We start from the raw sequence: 20572 nt of genomic DNA, 5'->3' as shown, positions 1-20572 counted from the left end.
GACGACGCCGACCCGTATCGACAATCTCAACTCGATCCATAGCCGCACTGTCCTTTTTGACGTCAATAAGGACAGTCAGTGCCAAATCCGACAATTCCTACAAGGCGGCCCACCTCGGATGCGTACGATCAACCTGCCCGACCTCCATCTTCGAAAAGTCTAGAATGTCGTTGACCACGGTCAGGAGGGCCTTGCCGGCGGTCGCGATGCGCTCGGCGTTCCGACGCTGCCCGTCTGTGAGATCCTTGTCTGCCAGGAGCAGTTCCGTTGAGCCCATGATCCCGTGCAATGGCGTCCTGATCTCATGGCTCATGGATGCCAGGAACTCGGTCTTAGCCTGGCTTGCATGCTCAGCAACCTGCTTGGCTTCCGCCAATTGATCTGAAATCCGGCGAGCTTCGGTGACATCGTAGTTGACGCCATACATCCGTTGCGGCCTTCCATCTTCGCAACGAACCACCTCACCTCGCGTCGCCAGCCACCGGATCTCACCGTTGGGTCGGATAATCCGGAACTGGGTGTCATATGGACGCTCACCGGCTAGTAGAGCTCGAGCTCGGGCCAACAGGTCGGCTCTATCATCAGGATGAACAGCGTCCAAAAACCTCTGGTAGTTCACGGGAGGGCCATGCGGATCCCATCCAAACAGGGAATACATGCTTTCGGACCAGACCTGATCTCTGGTCGTTAGGTCCATGTCCCAGGTTCCAATCTTGCCTGCTTCCTGAGCCAGTTTCAGGCGGGCCTGGCTCTCCTTTAGGGCTTCCTGGGCAAGGTACTGATCCGTTACGTCTCGGAAGAAAAGGGTAACGCCTTCTTCCGACGGGTATGTCTTAGCTTCTATCCACTGGCCGAGGGGTGCATAGAACTGCTTGATCTCGGTCGGCCGTCCTTCGTTCATTGTTTGAACAACAGCCCTCGCGAAGTCGCTCTCCATCAACTCTGGCTCTGCCTTGAGGATGCGCTCCCCAATGAGTTGGCGCCCTCGTGCCAGTTGCGCGTCCGCTCGCTTGTTCAGGTAGGTGATGCGACCCTTACGATCGAGAACCATGACGCTGTCAGTTGTACTCTCAAGGACGTTGGACAACCTCGAAAGAAGTGACTGAATCTGGTTTGCAGTCTTTTTCCTCTCCGTTTGGTCGAGCATCGCCCCGACCATCCGAATGGCCCTACCGTCGGGATCCCGGACGATAAAGGCGCGTTCGAGAACCTCTGCGTATTCACCATTGGCACGGCGGAAACGATACTCGTGGCTCCATTCCGAGTTTGTGCCTTGCAGGTTAGCGGTAAAACTCGCTTTTACCGTCTCGGTGTCATCTGGATGAACCCGTTCGGTCCACCACTCAGTACCCCGTGCTGTCTGGTCGAGGTAGCCAAACAGAACCCGAGCAGCTTCACTCAACTTGATTTGATCTGAGACGATGTCGAGGTCGTAGATACCCTCATTCATGGCGAGCGACGCTAGGCGGTATCGCTCCTCGGCATCCACCCTGTCTGTGATATCGCTAGACAAAGCCAGAAGTTGCTGGGTCTGGCCTCGTTGTGCTCCGATAGGGATCACAATTACCCCCCACCACTTCGGGGTGCCTTTCAGGGTTGGGAAAAACCCGTGAAAGCGAGAAACCTTGCCCTCTTTGGCGGCTTGGATGGCTGCATCGGCCCGGTGGCGCCACTCACCGACGAATAAATCAGGGTAGCTCTTGCCTAGGATCTCAGCCGCCGCCTCGGCCTCCAGCTGCCGCATTCCGCTTGGACTGATGAACTGGATGCCTCCCTCGAGATCTAGAACCTTAATACAATCAGAGCTGCTCTCCAGTACGCAGCGCATGAAATCCAAACCCAAAGGCTCCAGAGGCATCTCTGGGAGGGGACTATTCATGTTCACGGGAAATTCCAGAGTGAGATGATCTAAACCAGCAGAAGGACAGAATACCAATAACTGGCTTTCGTTAAATGTGTCATAACTGCCTATAGAGACTAGCAATTTAGGGATCTCGTGAATTCAGATGCATCTAACGGATGCACTTTTGACTGGATTTGTTTTCTAAATTCCCGAGAGGAAAAGACCTTGTGGGCCTGCCGGCTCGCTCGGCCCCGAAGCCACTGATGTCCAATACCCTTTCCATTCTCCTCCGACTTGCCGCGCTGGACACTCAGGTCATTGCTCCCGCAGTGCGCCTGGTCGCTGCCCTTACGGAAGTCGAGGAAATCCCTGAGACAAAGGCGCCAGGCGTTGCCCGGATCAGCACAAAGGTTTGGGACCGGATTAGGCCCGATCTCGCCAACATCGTCGTGTTTACCGCCGGGAAAGTCCGTCTTCCGGCGGACACCGATATTGACCCATTCGATATCATCTTGATGCAAGAAACGCGACGCCAACGCAAAGCAGCCGCCGACCCGGAGAAGCACGCACCCTTCAACGAGCGAGTCGAGAAGCTGAAGAAGCTCGGAATGGCCGAGAAAGACGCCCGCCAGTTCGCGAGTTTCGTGATGCGGACCTATAGTGAGGCCCACTTTGACCAGGCCGTAGCGGTCGCTGAAACCAAGTCTCCGCCCCCGGTCGAACCCAAGGGATTCATACTGGGTGTAATCAAAAGCTCCCTCGGGAACGGAAGTGTGCCCGGCGGCCCTAAGGCCTTAGGGCGAAAGAATACCGTAAAGCGTTTCATCCGGATCCCGAATCCAGAGGCCGCCAGCCAGGAGTTTCTTGGCTGGGAGGCTCCTCAACAGCAATCCGATGGGTCGCTCAAGTACCCTGTCGGGCACCGTCGGCAGGTTTGGCGCATGAAGACCGGGTGGGCCCAGTTCGTTGACGCACCGCCGGGCCGCGAGATCCCGTCGGCGGAGCAGGATCCCGGCATCGTTCTCGTCGATTAGACCCGACTTTCCGCGGCCAAGGTACTGTCGCTACGGCGCGTCCTCAGTTAAGGGCATTCTGCAAGAACCATAAAGGGCGCAGGAGAACCGACCCTATGAATCTTACTCAACCGGCCCTGTTGGGGGCACTCGCATTCGCAGCTTTGAGCGCAAATCCACAAACAGCGGCGGCGATCGACTGCCCTAAGCACAAGGGCATCTATACCGATACCCTCGGCAGCATGCACACCCTCACCTTCGAGTCCGACGAGAAGGGGACCCTGAATCTCGAGCACGGCAAAACGAAGCTCAGATACCGGGTTGCCGTCACATTCTCCAATGGCTTTGCCACCGAATACCTTTCGATCGGCAAGACGGACAAGATCGCTGCCAGTAACACGCCCGTCGCCAGCAGCGCCGTGCTCCGGATGAATTCGGACTTCAGTCCCTATCGCGGCGGAAATGAAGCGCCCTATCTGGTGATCCCGGACCTCCCGAAGGGCCTATACTACGACGACCAAGTGCGCGGCCTCTCCGACTACGTCGACATGATCCCTGGACACGCCTGGCAACTCTCTTCCTGCCGGAAGTGACGCCTTCCGGCCCCTTGCCCTGGACCTTACTTTCTAACGATCCCTGATCAGGGACACCGCAATGCCGGCGCACCTGGCCTCCCTGATCAGAAGCTTTTACCTAACGATCTTCTTAGGGCCCTCGCCTACTTTGTTTTTCAAGGCGCCAATCAGTTCATAGGTCGTTCCATAGACGACTTCTATTGTCCAATTCCCAAAGGACGATGGCTTCCAGCTTGCCCAGCCCATCCACGGGCCGGCCACTCCTGGCCCGACCCATCCCTTTCCATTCCCCAGAGCAATCCCATGACCCTCCAGGAGAGGCTGACCAAGCTCGCCTCCGCCGCACGGACGCACCGTGCCTCATTCGCTTTCGCCTATTCCGGCATCCCCGGTTTTCCCATGCACTTCATTGTGGGTGGAAACGGTGCTCCCCTTGAGATCTGGCTGTCCCGCGGCGGACGGGGAGGCACACGAAAATCAAATTCCAATCATCTGGCCACCATCCCCGTCGGCCCGTCAGAGAGGCAGGCGGAAGAACTCTTCCGGTGGTTCACCACCAGCCCGCCCGCCCATGACCCGCTGGGCCGCAAGATTCCCTCTCTACCCGAAGGCTCACCGTGAATAAGGACAGAACAGACCTCGAGCGCGAGATTGTAGGGTCTATCCTGAGGGATCCGACCCTCTACGAAAGCGCCGGATCGCTTCGCCCAGAAGACATGAATGATCCCCTGTGCCGAGAGGCCTGGGCTGCCGTGCGATCCTGTGTGACGAACGGCATCGCCGTGACCCCCGTCTCTATCGCCGGCTCCTGCTTTATCGCGCGCCAGCCCGAGATCGAACAACTCGCAGCGTCGGCCACCGGCAATCCAGACACGGTCTCTCGCTTCTCAACGTACCTTCTCGATGAGATCCGCACGAATACACTGGAGGAAGATCTCAAAAAGAGCCTCACCAAGCTCCGGGAGGAGCGAGACTGGAAAGCGACATCCAGCAATCTCATGGTCCGCCTAACGTCGGACTATGCCGGATACCGGACCAGGGAGGCTGCCAGTGTTGCTGCCAATCTCAAGCGACGGCTGATACAGAACACAGGGAAGCCGATACCCACTGGGCTCACGATGCTCGATCGGCACCTTGGGGGCGGCTTGGTGCCTTCCACAATGATTGGTATCGGCGCCTTCACAAAGACCGGCAAGACCACCCTCCTCAACACGATCAGCTACAATCTCGAAGAGGGAGGCCACTCTCACCTCATCTTTACACTTGAGCGCCGTGAGGAGGATGTTGAAGCAGCCAAGGCGTCCCGGTTCCTGGAGTGCTCTTCCCGAAAACTCGCCAGTCGCGTCAACGATCTCGATCGCTACATCGCTCGGCCCCGTCGGGCCTATTACATCCATGATACCCAGATCACGGTCGAGGATATCCGGCACGAAATCCTCTATCACAAGCGTCGCTACGGCATCATCATGGCCGGAGTCGACTACTGGCAGCTCATCCAACCATCGTCCAAGGAGCGCCGCGACAGCAATCGCGAACGCGAGCTCGCCCGAGCGGCTCAAGTCCTTCAGCAAACCGCCATGGACGCTGACCTATGCATAGTTATCACGTGTCAGCTTTCGGATGACGGCCGACCTCGTGAAAGCAACAGTATCAAGTTTGCTTCGAGTCTCTACGTGAACATGCACCGAGATCAGGGTCGCGCTGAGACCTGGTTCGAAACGACTGCCACAAACATCACCCCCTGGACGAACATCGGCAGCATCAACACGCCTGCACTTCTCTTCGAGGGGGAGATTGGCCCCTACTTCAGAAATCCCGAGGATTGATCCACCTCAAAAATACCACTAAACCGTTTATCCCGTTTGACCCCTATCCAAAACCATTCTGTTTCCCTTTATAATGGGCTCGGACAGATTCACCTCAGGAGCAAATCTTACGATGCGTCCATCTACTGGCATTACATTCACGCTGGCTGCCGTTGTGGCCGCGGCGGTCCTCCTGCCTGACGCAGCTTTGGCTGCAGGCAACATCTTCGGCACGCTCAGCACCAAGGGCACCGACCTCTTCACCAACGGCCGCCTTCTTCTGTTCATCGGCGCCGGGCTCGGTATTCTCGGACTTGCTGGCATGGGCTTCTTCGGACACTGGAACTGGCGCTGGGCCTTTTCCCTCGTCGGCGCGATCATCGTTCTTGCAGCCGGCGGCGGCATCATTCTCTACGCCTCAAACTCCCAGGTGGGCGGCGGCGGCGCAACCGATGCTGCGACTCTCCAGGCAACCGACACGCTGCAATAAAAACCCATTAGATCTGCAAATTTCCTGTAATGTGAAGGGGCTATTTCTAGCCCCTTTTTTCATGAGGAATCTCTGGAATCATGAAGGATATCCAAGTTAAGATTTTCAGGCCCGTTGCCTTGCCTCAAAAATTCTTCGGCGCTCCTGCGCTCCCGGCCCTCCTCAACTTCTGCCTTATGTCCTTCGGGTTCCTCGGGTCGGCGCTGTTCCAGTTCCTGACGCCGCCCCTGTTCCTCATAGTTGGATTCGCCGTTCATATCTTCCTAATCGGGTCAGGCTTCCGAGAGCCCCATATGACCACCCTGTTCCAGACGGGCCATCTTCTCCTGCGAGCGCCCCGCAACATGGGCCGTCGCTCCAAAACCCGGACTTTCTATCCCTAAGGCCTCGTCATATGTCAGCTGAAGCTCTCGAACTCATTTCCACCAGCGGTTCCCTACTTCGGACAACCGCGCTTCTCCTCAGCACCGGAGCGGCAGCCGGCGCAGCAAGCCTGTTGATCCCCCAGGTTCTCGACCGCCTCATGCCGCCGCCCAACCAGGACAGGTTGGCCGACTTTCTGCTTTTCGACAGGATGATCAGCCCGGCGATCATCAAAATGTCGGATGGTCGCTACGCCATGATGATCAAAATCCGAGGCGCTGAGCTGACCTTCTCTACCGAGGAGAAGCACGAGGACCTCTACCAGCGACGCAAGCACATGCTGGACGATCTCCAGAAGTACGGGATCGATCAGGTAAACCTCTTCCAGTCAAAGGAACGCGATCCAATCCGCCAGGAGGCAACCCATAAGAACCCGATGCTTCGGGGCGTGGCTGAGGCCTGGAATGCTAACTTTAAGCATACGTACCGCCTGACCCATGTCATGATGCTTATCTGTCGTGGCGGCTCCGATGAGGACGCCATTGAGCGCATGGATAACGCGGCGCGCTTCGTCTGCGACTCGTTGAAGTCCTATAACTGCTCTGTCATGCGAGAAGGCCCGGATCACTCGCCAGAGGACGGACCGCTGGCCGCGCTGGCGGCCGTCATCAGCCCGGTCACTCGCCCGAAGCCCACAGGCCTAGACTGGCAGGACCGCGTCAGCGACCTTCTCACCGCGGATACTGTTAGTTTCCGTGAAGAGGCCAAGGGGATCATCAGCTTCTCAAACGGCGTGACCAAGAAGTACGCCGTCGTGATCGGCATCCGCGACTGCGGAGAGAAATCCATGGAATCGGTCATGAGAGATGTCCTCTCCATTGACGCCGAAATGACCGTCTACCACGGCATTCAGCCCCTCCAGAGCGCAAAGGAAACTCTCTCCCTGAACCGGGAAAAGAGAGCTGCGCCGGTTATGAACCTTTCGGTCACCGCAGCAGCTGAGTACGACGAAGTGCTCGCTATGGTCGAAGGCCAGCAATCCGGCAACAAGGCCTCAACCCTCATGTATTCGATGCACATCATCGTCTATGCCGAGAGCGTCAAGGATTGCACAAGGGCGGAAAGCGAGATCAATTCAATCCTTTCGCGCACCGGCGGAACTCCAGTTCGCGAGCGGAAGATCGCTCAGGCCGTCTGGTTCTCCCAATTCCAGTACGATCGGTTTTGGCCCAGGATGTACCGGATGCTCTCTTCGAACATCGCGGCCAATCTATACCTTCATAGGATCAACGAAGGACTCAAAAAATCCGACTGGCTCAATGAGCCATTGACCTACTTCCGCAGCATGTACGGGGCCGCCTACAGCTTTCAGCTCCATTCGACGGAGCATCGCGAGGCTCCCGCGCACGCCGTCATGATCGGGCCTACGGGTCAGGGCAAGACGACCTTCATGTCATTTATCGCCGGCCAAGCAATGAGGCTCCCCAATCTGCGGGTGTTTCTGTTCGACCGCCACGAAGGCATGCGTGTCTTCACAACTTGCGCGAATGGGAAGTACGTCACGTTTGACGGCGATACAGCTTCGGCCAATATGAATCCGCTCCATCTCCCGGATCGGATTGAAAATCGCCGCTTCCTGATCCGCTTCCTCAAGCACCTTGCAGACGTGGACAGCCCGGCCGACGAGCAAGAAATCGCTCGCGCCATCGAGATCGTCTATGACGGCAATCTTCCAATGAAGAACCGGAAGCTCAAGGACATCTATACCGGTGCTTTCAGCGCCCACGGAAACGTCCGGGCCAACATGATCCGGTGGATCGATGAAAGCGCCTACGGCGCCTACTTCAACGCGGATAGTGACACGCTTGACCTGCGATCGAACCGCCTCGTCGGCTTTGATATGACACATATCCTCAAAGAGGATGGTAAAATTGCTGGCCCAGTGATGGACTACTTCACCCATCGGCTGCGTATGCTAGCGGACGAAACGGGTGATCCCTCTCTGATTTTCGTCGACGAAACTGAGCCCATGCTGGCAAATCCGAAGTTTGCCAAGGACTTCGTTCAAGTCGGATTGCAAGAGGGCCGGAAGAAGCGGCAAGCCTACATTCTCGCGTTTCAGCGAGCCGGCGCAATCAAGGCGGCAGGTATATCCGAGCTCATTCGTACCCAGTGCCAAACCGCTTACTTCTTCCGAAATCCAACGGCACTAGCGAGCGATTACGATGAATTTGATCTCAATGCGTCAGAGCTCGACTTTATTCTGGGCCGAGAGTTCCAGAACTTTCCCTATGCAGTTCTAGTCAAGAAGTTCTCAACTGGAGAGAGCGCAGTTCTCGACATCAATCTCGCTTCGATCGGGAAGTACTTCAACGCTTACCAATCCGGCATCACTAACCTCCGCATCCTAAGGCACATGCAGGAGAAGCACGGTGATGACTTCCTCGAGCCCTACCTCAACGCCTCCCGCTAACAGGAAAACGCCAATGTTCCGCCGTCTAAGATCGAACAGAAGTCTCTCAATGATACGCCGGTTCGCTATCCGGACCGCCTTCGCCCTGTCAATCACGATCGGAGCCGCAGCAGGCATATCTATCTCTACCGTTACCCCGGCCCAAGCGCAGGTCCCGACCATCGATCTGTCAAGCCTTGCGAAGCTCAAGGAGGTCGTCGGTACCGTTAATAAGCAGCTTGGCCAGCTCAACGGCATTTTCAATACAGTGAGCGAGATCAACAAGGTCATCGGCAGCTTCGGTCCCGGTTCGATCGGCAGCATCCTTGGCATGCTTGGCATCGACCCTGGATTTGACATCGGGGCGCTTACGCAGTGCATTGGTCAGATCCAGAACATCACCCGCGGCGGCGGGGGCGGAGGCGGCTTCCAGGGTGTCCAGAGCATGATGGGAGCCCTGAATGGCATCTCCTCCGGCTGCCTAGGACAACCGAGTATCGGCCTGGTGGGTATCCAGCCTTCAATGCCGGATATTAGCCAATTCAGCGGCCTAGCTCAGGGCAACCAGCACTTCTCGTCAATGTTTCAAAATCTGTCGCAGGCCCTGAACAATGGTCAGACCATCGGCACCGCGACCGCCTCACTGCAGAGCAGTCTGTACATGAACGGCCAACCCGATATGCGCCGTGTCGAGGCAGTCAACAGCGTGCGCAGCATCTTCGCTCGCAAGTCAGCAGTTGATGCTATGGGAACCGCCATTCAGGGCAAGACGAGCCTCACCAACGCGCCCGAAGAGATCAAAAGCCTCTCCCAGGCCGCCAAGGACGCCAAGGACCTTCGCGGGGATATCGCAGTCAATAATGCGATCATGCTGAAGATCCTTGAACAGCTTCAACAGAATAACGCTCAACTCGCCGCCCTCCTCCAAATGCGTTCGGCCAGCTTCATCGCCAACGACGCACAGACATTCTCCAGCAGCAACGGAAGCGCGGGCAACTAAGCCCGCCTCCCCCTCTCCCAGAGACGTCGGAGTTTCTTATGTACGCTCGCTCTCCTGATCCGAGGATCGCGCTTCTTTTCCAATGGATGCGTGTGGGCCTACTCATCTCGATCGTGTTTGCCGTCGGCATGGCTATACCGCGCAGGGCCAGCGCCTTCACTCCCTGTGCCGATCCCGCAAGCTACCTCGTCATCTGCTGCCCGAAGCCTTGCCCTATCGGCGACAACCAGTCGCTGGTCCAGCATACCTTCCAGCAGGCAATTGAGGAATTGAAGAACAACTCCATGTTCAAGGAGCTTCTTGCCTGGAAGGATCAGCTCCAGAGCCTTGGTCAGGATCTCGGCCTGATCAACTCCCTCATTACCCAGCTAATGGGCGGGCCTCGCGCAGGGGGCCTTTCTGGCTTCGGCATTGCCAACGGCCTCCCACAAGCAATTCACGGCAATCCCCTGAGCGCGGTCGACATGGCCGCTCAGTTCAGCATCTTCTTTGGGAAGCCCGCCACAGGCATCATCGAGGGCCAGCGTGAGACTGCCCGCCGCCAGGAGGCAATATCTTCAGGCTACATCGAGGGATTGGCTGCCGCGCTCGGAGCCCGATCGAAGCTCGCGCAATCGCCCGAGGAGATAAAGAAGCTTCAGAAGGTCGTTTCGTCCACTCGAAGCACTCATGATGATCTTGCAGCCATGAACACGGTACGGGTAGCCATGCTGCAGGCTCTCCAGAACCGGTCCGAGCTCCTCTCGCGCCTGACAGCCACGGACAGCTACAATCAACTCGGGACGCTCGGCCCTGACGATAAGGCAAATCGCTCTTCATGGGGTATCACAACCGCTGAGGCACCCCGCCTTCCCATGACCCAGCTTGCCGACAGTTCGCCCGGGTCTCTCGCACTTGCCGCGGCCGCTACGGCTGCGGTGTCGGAAACCGCCCCAAAGACACCGTATGTGTCGCCACAGCTGGATCTCGATCGGGCAATCAGCCGCTCTGGTTTCGGACAGAGGGATGAAAGCCGCAAGGCCCGGTCAGCCTCGGTGGCCGCTCTCACTGCGTTCGACAATCTGGTTGAACGGTCGATTCAGCTCCACAACGCCGGCGTCTCGGTCAAATCCATGCGGGAAACACAGAGGCTCAATCAAGAAACTGTCGACGAATATAATCGCATCCTCAACGCGTCGAACGAATTCCGGGCTGCCTTGGCACACCGGTTGATCCTCTTCTATGTCGATCCCGCCCAGGCCTTCAAAGCGATGGCTGCCGAAGCGATCGGCTCGAATGGGCTCGGTGGTCTCGATCCCTACGAGTGGGGCGATTCCTATCTCCAGAATGCCGCTTCGATCACGGCAGGTAACACCATTGTCCAGAACGCATCTCTCACACCCGGCCGTTACGGTATCACCGTATGCTTCGATGAACAGGTGTCGTTCGGAGGGGGTGGGGACAATGGCCCTGCAGAGCAAAGACTGGTGGCCAACTTCTCGAAGGTCCCGCAGCCAATTCCTGTCGATCTCCTCGGAATCGTCGAGAACCCTAACAAACTCACCTGCGGTGCCCTTCTCTCCATGGCTCTCAGCCAATGGGTTCCGGAAACCGACGTGAATGCCGTCATTGAGTTCATGCAATACAACGTACGCGCGTTCTCCACCCCTGCCTTCACCTTCTGGATAAACCTCGAGAAGAAGGCGATTTGGCTCTACGAGTTTGCACTCAACGCTCAGGACGTCATTAACCATACGGAGCACGAACTGCGGAAGTTGGCGAGCCTACTCGCTGATCCCGAAAAAACCCCGGTTCTAAACAGCCTGCCGGGTCTGAAGAACCAGCAGGTCAACATTATGAACTTCACCGCCCTGTCAGCGATAGTCACTGACCTCAACCGCTTTGCTGGCCAATATCGCGCCAAGATCGAACCTAAATATCTGGCTGAGCCGGATACTGAAGCTCGTGTCAAGAAGCTCGATAAGGCTGTTGCGGCGATCCAAACCGATGTGGCTTACGATCAATGGGTCTCCACTAACCCGCCTCCCAAGGACGATCCAACCTGCGGCATCGACTGCCTCGGTGCCCAGCCGCCCACGGAGCCAGAGCCGCAGCAGGTGGTGATCACGAGCCCGTACCCGTGCAATGCAAACCTGTACGACTGCCGGAGCCTCGCCAATCCCGGGATCGACTATCCGGTAAGGCCGCAGCGGGCATTCCGGGCTTTCATCCCCGTTGATGCCCCATTCAGCAGATCGTAAACGCATCAAGCGCTACGAAGGGCACGATAACCAAACCTGATAAGAGGCGCCGCAAGCGCCTCTTTTTTGTCCTTATGGGGTTTAGGAGCGTATAAATACCAACAGTAAACCCATCAGGACGAATCCTTTGCAGATTCGTTCGCCCAGTTCCCTTATAAGAACTGGAGACCAACGAAATAGGATAAAGTGGAATCTCCAATGAGGCCCCTCTTCCTCGCCATCACCGTCGGAGCAATGCTCGTTCTCGGAGGATGCACCAGCAGTTCGTGGACGGAGTACCCGGTTGGCATCGGCGCCGGTCCGAACCAGCTCAAACGCACACCGTGCGTATGCATCCTGCTGCCAAATCTCGCACAGCAGCAGCCTGTTTGATTTCTCCGTTTTTGGACTGGATTGCCGTCGATGAACTTTCAGAACCGCCTTGGGAAGCTGACGGGAAGTAAGACCCCCGCTCCCGTCACTAGGAACACTGTTCCGGATGTCGAAATCATCAGAGATTCCAACGATGCTGACGACAATGTGGAATCTGTTGTGGCGCCCCCGGTCCAAAAGGGTGGCACGACACGCACGGTTCCCCCCGAACCTCGCCCCGTGCGTTCCCGCGAACCAGATGAAATCGGAACCTACCCCGCGAAAGTGGATGTCTTCAGCAATCGGGCCAAGCGCGTCTACCGGAATTTGCGGATCGAGTACATCATCATCGGTGTCCTCCTCATTACGAACCTCGTTCAGGCAAATCTCCTGTCCGAGATGTTCCCGCTCTACCGCGTGGTTCCATTCTTCGTTACGTTCAGCGACAAAGCCGAGCAGGTTGTGCGCATCGACCCGCCGTCCGGGAACCTCCGCTCCCTCGATATCCTGACCGAAAACAACGTTCGCGAGTACATCAAGCTCCGCAACACCATCTCCCAGGACGACGTGAGCAACTTCAATCGTTGGTCAGGAAAGGTGAAGGAATTCTCCGAAGATGGGGTCTTCCAGGCATTTCTTGACGAAATCAAGCCCGTCCACGATGCGGCGATGAAGGGCCAGTTCACCCGAAACATCGTCATCGACGCCGTGCAGGCTGTTCAGGCCAATTTCTACCGTGTCGAGTTCACCGCCTACGATCGCAAGATCGGTTCCGGGCTCACCGATACGGTCGAGAGCCGGAAGACCTTCATTGCCGAATTGCGCGTCGCCAATCAGCCCAGGCGCATCACGTACAGCAAGCGTTTTGACAACCCTCTCGGATTCACGGTCCTGGCCTACGCAGTTGTGCCTAAGCGCGACTCCAGCAACTAGGCCCTTTGACCAATCGATCCACTGAAAGAAAACAATGTTCAAAGTCACTAACATTGCGCGCGGGGGCTGGGGTCAACGTCGCAAGGCGGGACTGATCGCTAGAATGGCAGTCGTCACGTTGACCTGCCTTTCTGCTCCCACTCAGGGCTTCGCTCAAGCCGCAGCGCCGGCTTCCTATCCGTCTTACCCTGCACCAAGTGCCGAACCGCTTCGGGCGCCCGGAGCTATTCCAGATCCCTTGAATCAGCCTGTGCCGGTTCCGCAGGGAGAGATTGCCAGCATCCGGCCGACCAGCCCCGCAGAACTACGTCCTCTTGGTCTTGAGCAGAAAGCCTGGCAGAAACCTCAAGCCAGCATGGGCCCCCGGCAGACTATGCCTGGATTCCTCAAGGTGGCATGGCGCCCCGACATCGTGATGGAGGTCAACGTCCGCGAAGGCATGCTTACCGTCATGAAATGGCCCATGCAGGAGGAAGTTGTCAGTCGCGAGATCTCCGACAAGAAGACGTTCGAGAGCCGCATCGGCCCTGACAAGCGGTCGATCCTCATTCGCTCCGTCTATTCCGGCGTTGACGGGAATATGGTGGTCTTCGGATCCTCAGGTAACGTCTACAACGTCTATCTCCGCTCTATCCCCTATAACTCGGAGCGCCTCCCCGACACGACTGTTGAGGTTGTAGTTGGTGGTATGAGCGACAGTTACGGCGGCACCCTTCACTCCACCGCGCCGACCTCAGCTCCATACACCGACTATCGGGACCTCTATCAGCCTGCGGTTACCGAGAAGTCCGCAGCCTTCAAGGCAGGCTCTCGGGAATGGGCCGATTCTGTTTCGGCCAATGGCAGGGACATGGAAGCGAATATCGACATCCTCGTCCCGGATCAGTCTGACCAGATCATTGCACCCATCAGGGCCTGGCACGACAAACACTTCACCTATTTGGACTTCGGGCCCAACGCGAGCTCGATGAACCAGTGGCCCGTCGCCAGCCTCGTAACAGACGGTACAGAAACGCCAATTGGAACCCGGACCGCAGGGCCGAAGGGCTCAATCATGATTATCGAGGCTATTGGTGACCTCGTCCTCCGCAACGGTCGGCATCTTGTCTGCCTTAAGCTACGGAACCAGCCCGACAATCGTGTTTCGCCGAAGACCCTCGTAGCCGACACCACAAGCAGGGATCTGCCCCGCAGCGGCGAAGTCGTCCGCGTCGCGCCGGTCAGCCCGGCCCCGGCAGCGCCCGCTCCAGTGTCAACGCAGTATACCAAGGCTCCTGCGCCTGTTGCGGCCAGCTCGGCTCCAAAGAAGGCGGCACGACCTGCCAATCCGACCACCGCATCGGCCCCGTCTGACAAGATGGACAAGCCGAAGGCCGCCGAAGCCAAACCGGCCGCAAAAACAACCACTGAAAAGCCTGTCCAGAAAGCTCCCCAGCCGTTCGTCTTTGACGCATCGGGCCTCAGCGGCGCAATCCAGTAGGAGGCAAACCGATGGCACTCGACGACTACCGTAAGGCACGCCTTAAATGGACGCTCACCACCGTTCTTGGGATGATCGTCTTTGGCTCCATTGCTTGGGGCCTGTACCAAATGTCCCTGCCGGCCGAAGCCGCTCGGGAGCCAATCAAGATGCAGGTCTCACAGCCGATCTACGAGAGGCCCGCCCCTGAGCCAGAAAAGCCCCCGCTGGTCATCGGATCGCTCACCACCAGCAAAGACCGGATTTTGATGGGCGACGTCATCATTGGCGAGAGTTCATACTCTGGCTCGCTGACGATCACAGCCGCCGACCGCCCCGTGACAATCAAGTCCGTAGCCATCGCGTTTGCTCAAGAGGTCGGCATCAAACTCGACGCGAAGAACTGCCTGGAAGCAACCCTTCAGCCCGATCAGAACTGCACCGTCGATATTCTTTTCGACCCTCTCAACCCCGTAAAAGTCGAGAAACAAATCATCATTCAGGCCGAAAGTGACAACAGCGACGGGTCCAGAAAGGCATTCTCCCGAGAGATCAGCCTCACCGGCTCGGCGACCAAGGCTCCGCCCAAGGAACCCATTGCAATCGCGGCTCCTAATGCACAGTACGCCCAGGAGACCGTCGTCGAAATCCCGAACCCGGCGCTCGTCGCCTATCTTCAGAACCGTCAGCAACTGGGAGGTTTTGCGGCCGAGGATCTCGATACAGGCCCACAGAAGCCTCAGCATGACGACTGGTCCAGCATCGGGATCGAAAGCAACATGTCCACCTTCCCTGTCGACATGAGCAGAGTTGTCACGATGGATAAGCCGATCCCGGCCGTTGTGAAAATCGGCATCGACACTCGATACGCGAGCCGCGCTGTGGCTCAGGTCGAGCGTGATATCTATGGCGGCGAAGGCACTTTGGTTCTTATCCCGCGCGGCTCGACTGTTATCGGCTCCGTCGGGGCGGTATCCAGCACGGCCGAGGAAAAGGTCGTGATCGCTTGGGAGCGCATCGTTCGTCCAGACGGCGCAGCCTTCAAGATCGAGGGCTATGCCGGCGACGCCATGGGGCGTTCCGGTGTCATTGGCCACATCGACAATCGCTACGTCGAAAAGTACGGCAATACCATCCTGGCTAGCATCATCAATGTCGGCGTCACGCTCGGCCTAAATGGCAAGCAGGAGGTTCAGACAGGGGGTTATGGTTTTGGCTCCGGTGCGGGCTACGGCTATGGTCAACAGCAGACGGTCGCAGAGAATGCGCGGTCTGTTGCGACCAAGCAGTTCCGCGAGGATTTCGAGAAGGTCATCGACGACATTCAGGAACAGGGATCCCAAATTCCGCCCATCCGGACGATTCCTGCCGGGACTCGCGTCACGATCTTCCCGAACCAGGATCTATGGCTCCGTCCGATCGTCCCCACCGAGACCATGAAAGCCGAGGCTCGCCGTCAGAGGGCATGGGGTGGGTTCACCAGAACGGACCAGGTAGAAGAGGTCACTCAACAGACGACCTCGCGTGCCGCGACTGTGTCCGGCATCCAGTACGATCCCGTCACCGGCCAGCCCCTGCGGGCCGCCCAACCGGCGACGCCCTCTGTCCAGAATCTCGATCGAAACGGCTTCCCAATCTTGCCCGGCAACCTCGGGCTCCAGGCCCCAGGATCCCAGGTGCAGCCGCCGCAGTCGCGCACGTCGGGCGTCGCGCCGGCCTCGAACCTCCCGGCCCACGCCCGCCCGTCACCGGGACCCGCGTTGAACGGCCAAGACGCGTCCGCCAGCGCCCAGATCAAGAGTCGGGAGACGTCGGGCTCTTCCCCTTGGTCATCCATCAAGTGAGCTCCACCCGGGACGGAGCACATCCGCCCCGGACACACCTCCGGAACCAGATCGCAGAGACAAACGGCAGGCAGACAATGCAGCTCGAGATTCCAGTCGTCGGAGCAACTCCAATTTTGGAGATCCAGCATCACGAAGAACAAAAGATCGCGACCATCGAGAACTCGCCGACACGGACGATCATCGCCCACCTTCTCACGCCCCTCATGAAATGGCTCGAGCACAGCGAGGTCGAGGAGATCCAGATTAACCGTCCGACCGAAATCATTCAGCGCCTTCGTAAGCCTCTCGCGAACGGCTCACTTTATGCGTATCACCGCGACGAGACGCTGACGCGATCTTATCTTACGATGCTCGCCCATACGATGGCCAACAGCCAGGATATGGCGAACTTTGGGCCCCAAGGCGTTCCGGTTGTTTATGGCACAACCCCACGCGGCCATCGCTTCGTCTGCGGTATCGGCCCGAACATTCAGTACGATGAGGCTGAGATTTCGGAAGTCGGCTCAGTGTGCATGGTGATCCGACAGTTTACTCAGCAGTCCGAAATCGATCTTCAGGACTATGGCGTAACGCCAGGACTGCCCATCGAACGTACTCTCAAGTCGATCCTCAATAAGGACGCGGATCCAGACGATCCGTACACGAAGATCCTCAACTCGTTGGACCGTGGCGACCATATTCTGATCTCCGGCGCCACCGGCACTGGTAAAACTACCCTCCTGCGTGCCCTGATGCAGAAGGTGGATCCGAACCTCCGGGTTGTCACAGTCGAAGACACGCGGGAGTTGGTGATCCCTCAGGTCAACCGCGTGCACCTCCTAATGGCACGCTCCGGCTCCGCCAATGAATTCAATTACAAATCCGTAGTCGATCTGATCGTCCGAATGACGCCAGACATCGTTCTTGCCGGCGAGATCTCCACATCGAATGCTGGAGCAGTTTGGGAACTCATGCGATCCGGTCACGGGCATTTCATGACCACGATTCACGCAGAAAGCTCAGAGGAAGCCTTCGGTACCTTCATGACCCGCATCTCCCACACGCACGAGAACGAGGTGAAGGACCGCGATCGGCTCCTTCATGAAATGAAGAAGCGCCTCCGCGTCATTCAAATCCAGCGCGAAGGCGCGAAACGCCTCATCACGGAAGTTGTTTAGGGTCCCCAACAATGGCCGAGCTAACCGTCCAATTCAGAAATCCATTCCGCCGTGACATCCTGCCGGACCATATGGAGGCGGAAATCCGTTCCTACCGGCGTTGGAACACCTGTGCTCTGCTGCTGATGGTCTCCCTCTGCTTGCTGGCATTCCTCTTCAGCCCGCTGCTCTGGTTCCTCGCTCACGCCCCATTCACTCAGTCGACTTTTACCGAAGCTGGACGCTTCATCGATCTCGTTGTCGGCGGGAATCTCCTGCAGATCCATATTCTGTTTGCCAAATCGTTCGGACCCGGTCCGTTTCAGGTCATCGCAGGCACCCTATGGGCCTATCTCGCGTGCATCGCGCCGTTCATCCTGCCAGGTGGCATTCTTGCCCTGATGAACCCTTATAAGAACATCGCCTATAAACAGGGATTCGCTGCCTGGTGCGATGATCGAACCCTGGCGGCGATGGAAGCTCGGAAGCCTCCACAGGTCGGGATCAAAGGCGGCTACCTCATGGCCCTTGGTCGCTGGCCAACGGGACCCCGTAAGGGCCAGATGGTGATGATGATCGAGTCACTATCCGCTCTCTGCCTCGCGCCTCCCGGAACAGGCAAGACGGCTGGACTCGTGGTGCCGACGATAGTCTCGTCAAACAATGTGTCCTTCGTCGTAAACGATCCAAAGCCCGAGCTTTGGCAAATGACCGCAGCGTATCGCTCAACGGTCAGTCATGTTTTTATGCTTAATTGGTCCAAGGTCGATAATCCGAAGGAAGGGATCTACTATCCACGCTTCAACTTTCTCTCTCCAGATCTTGTCCCGCCTCCTGGCCCGGACCGTGACACCTACATCGATTCTATTGCTGCAACGATGATCCCTGAGCAAACCGGCGGTGGCGATTCCTATTTCACAGATAAGGGTCGTGCCGCGTTGACTGGCTTCCTCCACTACATCGTTGCTCGCATTGCTGATCGAAAGGATGCTGCTCGTTACGAGACATTCCCCGAGCGTTGGCATGGGTTTGAACCGTCGATACCAATGCTGGCTGACTGGATAGCAGTTGCCCAGTTCGATGCGACGAGCGGCGACGGGCCTGGCTCGGAAGATGAACATCCGACTGGCGGCGGGGGCGATAAACTTGGAAAGTGGATTCGCGATCTCTGCGACGATATTAGAACTAACTCTGAGTACCCGATTGACCATCCTAAAAACCGTGGAAAGTCGGAGCGCGCCTTCAATGAGCTATCGTCGCTTGTAAATATGGCCGACAAGGAAAGAAGCGGCGTTATGGGCACTATGGATCGTGCGTTCCTACCCTTCAAGAACGCGGCTGTTAAAGAGCGAACCTCCGCCTGCGATTTCACCCCTGACGATCTGCGCGGCATCGTTGACCCTATCTCGGGCGAGATCAAGCCGGTCACCCTATACATCTGTGTGAACCAAGCTGAAGCCCAAGCTTTTGCTAACGTCACAGCCCTGCTCTACCAGGTGCTTTCACGCACCCTCCTATCCTTCGGCCCGGGTGAAACCAATGATAAGACTGGAGTAACTCTCGGTCCTGCTACTGTCTGCTTCGCATTGGACGAATTCGCTAAACTGCCGAAGATTGAAGCTGTCATGACCGGTCCAGATCTCGGCCGTGGCAAGAAAACCAGCTACATGTTGGTCGCACAGGATTACGCTCAGATTCAGAAGATCTATAGCAAAGAGGACGAAAGCGGCATTAACTCCACCACTGCCGTTAAATACATCCTGCCTCAGAACAACCCAGACACGGTGAAGCGTATCCAAGAGATGGTCGGCCAAACGACAATCAAAGATCGCAATAGATCTGGAATGGAGGGCTTGTCTAAGCAAGCTAACCCACTTGCTGCCAATGTCAGCGAGCAGACCAGCGGCGTCAACTTTCTAAGGACCGAGGACATCACAGCTCTTGAACCCGGCAAGAACATTGTCCTTGTCCAAGGCTTCCTTAACAGGCCCATGCTTCTCGACACGCCGATGTATTTCAAGGACAAGGAGCTGAAAGCTCGGGTCTATTACAAAGGCGAAGGTCCCGAACCCACTGCTTCGCACTACCTGCCTGAGTTCATCCGGCAGAAGCGGATCCAGGAGTATCAGCTCATGCAAGCACGGAAGAAGAAAACGAGAATGGCAGCCAACTCCGCAGAGATCACGAAATTCAACAGCCTCAAGGGACACGCGGCATCACCTTCCGCCCTCTCGTGATGCCTCGTTGGCAGCCACGGCCCAAGAGCCGTGGCTGCTCTCACTGGCTGATTTTCGCCACAGCTAAATGAAAGTATTCATCCGTACTAATGGGTGATGCTATCGAGCTAAAGCTACTGAAACCCTTAATTTAGAACTGGAGATGCTCCTATGGCGGGCAGTGTGAACAAGGTAATCTTAGTCGGCAATCTGGGGCGTGACCCGGAGGTTCGGCGTCTGTCGAACGGGGAGCCGGTGGTGAACCTGCGGATTGCCACGTCCGAGACCTGGAAGGACAAGGGCACGGGCGAGCGCAAGGAGAAGACCGAGTGGCACTCGGTGGTGATCTTCAACGAGAACCTGGGCCGGGTGGCGGAGCAGTACCTGAAGAAGGGCTCGAAGGTGTACATCGAGGGCCAGCTGCAGACGCGCAAGTGGCAGGATCAGCAGGGGCAGGAGAAGTACACCACGGAGATCGTGCTGCAGCGCTTCCGCGGCGAGCTGACGATCCTGGACAGCCGCCAGGGCGGTGGCGAACAATTCGACGAAGAGCATAGTGGCGGCAGCATCCAGCGCGGCGGCGACTTTGGCGGACGAGCTCCCGCTGAACGCCGCCCCGCCCCAGCCGGCGGGAGCTCACGCCACACCGATTTGGATGATGATATTCCGTTCTAGTCCGTGCGCGACGCCAATGAAAGGGCGGCCTGCGGGCCGCCTTTTTTTAGTGTGCCGAGCATGTTCGACAGCTTGGAGGTGCAAGTCCTCTACCCAGCCTGATGGCGGCGAAGGGTTAGCAATGCGCAAGGGCGTCGCCGCGAGGTGAGGTCTGAAGGAAGCGTGGAGCAAAAC

The 20572-nt window shown here is 57.4% G+C and carries 16 protein-coding genes; 15 read left to right on the top strand and 1 reads right to left on the bottom strand.

Annotated features, from left to right (window positions below; translation table 11 throughout):
- Positions 1-97: 97 nt before the first annotated feature.
- The gene (locus tag FS320_RS21960; protein WP_244627293.1) at positions 98-1828 is read right to left on the bottom strand and encodes a PAS domain-containing protein; all 1731 of its coding nucleotides are present in this window, start codon (positions 1826-1828) and stop codon (positions 98-100) included.
- Between the two features lie 278 nt (positions 1829-2106).
- On the opposite strand from FS320_RS21960, the gene FS320_RS21955 reads away from it, so the two are divergent.
- The 15 genes from FS320_RS21955 to ssb all read left to right on the top strand — a co-directional run bounded on the left by FS320_RS21955 (position 2107) and on the right by ssb (position 20398).
- Complete coding sequence (locus FS320_RS21955) at positions 2107-2877, top strand: hypothetical protein (RefSeq protein WP_152714075.1); 771 nt, start codon at positions 2107-2109, stop codon at positions 2875-2877.
- Positions 2878-2972: 95 nt separating this feature from the next.
- Complete coding sequence (locus FS320_RS21950; protein ID WP_152714074.1) at positions 2973-3449, top strand: hypothetical protein; 477 nt, start codon at positions 2973-2975, stop codon at positions 3447-3449.
- Between the two features lie 285 nt (positions 3450-3734).
- On the top strand, positions 3735-4052 hold the full coding sequence (locus FS320_RS21945; protein WP_152714073.1) for a hypothetical protein: 318 nt from the start codon (positions 3735-3737) through the stop codon (positions 4050-4052).
- The gene (locus FS320_RS48175; RefSeq protein WP_152714072.1) at positions 4049-5257 is read left to right on the top strand and encodes a DnaB-like helicase C-terminal domain-containing protein; all 1209 of its coding nucleotides are present in this window, start codon (positions 4049-4051) and stop codon (positions 5255-5257) included. Before FS320_RS21945 ends, FS320_RS48175 begins: the two co-directional genes overlap by 4 nt.
- Before the next feature lie 112 nt (positions 5258-5369).
- Entirely contained in the window at positions 5370-5726 is a 357-nt protein-coding gene (locus FS320_RS21935) for a hypothetical protein (RefSeq protein ID WP_152714071.1), read from the top strand.
- Positions 5727-5806: 80 nt separating this feature from the next.
- Positions 5807-6109 (top strand): hypothetical protein, encoded by a 303-nt coding sequence (locus tag FS320_RS21930; RefSeq protein ID WP_152714070.1) that lies wholly within the window; start codon positions 5807-5809, stop codon positions 6107-6109.
- A gap of 11 nt (positions 6110-6120) precedes the next feature.
- Positions 6121-8562, top strand: coding sequence for a VirB4 family type IV secretion system protein (locus tag FS320_RS21925; RefSeq protein WP_152714069.1), 2442 nt, complete (start codon positions 6121-6123; stop codon positions 8560-8562).
- Positions 8563-8611: 49 nt separating this feature from the next.
- Positions 8612-9541 (top strand): hypothetical protein, encoded by a 930-nt coding sequence (locus FS320_RS21920; protein WP_152714068.1) that lies wholly within the window; start codon positions 8612-8614, stop codon positions 9539-9541.
- Positions 9542-9579: 38 nt separating this feature from the next.
- On the top strand, positions 9580-11781 hold the full coding sequence (locus FS320_RS21915; protein WP_152714067.1) for a hypothetical protein: 2202 nt from the start codon (positions 9580-9582) through the stop codon (positions 11779-11781).
- Between the two features lie 402 nt (positions 11782-12183).
- Positions 12184-13065 carry a VirB8/TrbF family protein gene (locus tag FS320_RS21910; RefSeq protein WP_152714066.1) on the top strand — a complete coding sequence of 294 codons (882 nt, stop codon included), beginning with the start codon at positions 12184-12186 and terminating at the stop codon, positions 13063-13065.
- 391 nt (positions 13066-13456) lie between these two features.
- The gene (locus tag FS320_RS21905) at positions 13457-14545 is read left to right on the top strand and encodes a TrbG/VirB9 family P-type conjugative transfer protein (RefSeq protein ID WP_162003144.1); all 1089 of its coding nucleotides are present in this window, start codon (positions 13457-13459) and stop codon (positions 14543-14545) included.
- A gap of 11 nt (positions 14546-14556) precedes the next feature.
- Positions 14557-16368, top strand: coding sequence for a TraB/TrbI/VirB10 family type IV secretion system protein (locus FS320_RS21900; protein ID WP_152714064.1), 1812 nt, complete (start codon positions 14557-14559; stop codon positions 16366-16368).
- Positions 16369-16445: 77 nt separating this feature from the next.
- Positions 16446-17528 carry an ATPase, T2SS/T4P/T4SS family gene (locus FS320_RS21895; protein ID WP_162003143.1) on the top strand — a complete coding sequence of 361 codons (1083 nt, stop codon included), beginning with the start codon at positions 16446-16448 and terminating at the stop codon, positions 17526-17528.
- A gap of 11 nt (positions 17529-17539) precedes the next feature.
- On the top strand, positions 17540-19744 hold the full coding sequence (locus FS320_RS21890; protein WP_152714062.1) for a type IV secretory system conjugative DNA transfer family protein: 2205 nt from the start codon (positions 17540-17542) through the stop codon (positions 19742-19744).
- Between the two features lie 150 nt (positions 19745-19894).
- A complete protein-coding gene (gene ssb, locus FS320_RS21885) occupies positions 19895-20398 on the top strand; it encodes a single-stranded DNA-binding protein (protein ID WP_152714061.1) in 504 nt (167 codons plus the stop codon).
- The last annotated feature ends 174 nt before the right edge of the window (positions 20399-20572 follow it).

This window comes from Microvirga tunisiensis, assembly GCF_009296175.1.
GTDB classification, from domain to species: domain Bacteria; phylum Pseudomonadota; class Alphaproteobacteria; order Rhizobiales; family Beijerinckiaceae; genus Microvirga; species Microvirga tunisiensis.
Note: the sequence above shows the minus strand (reverse complement) of the source record. Positions and strands in the feature narration are given on the sequence as shown.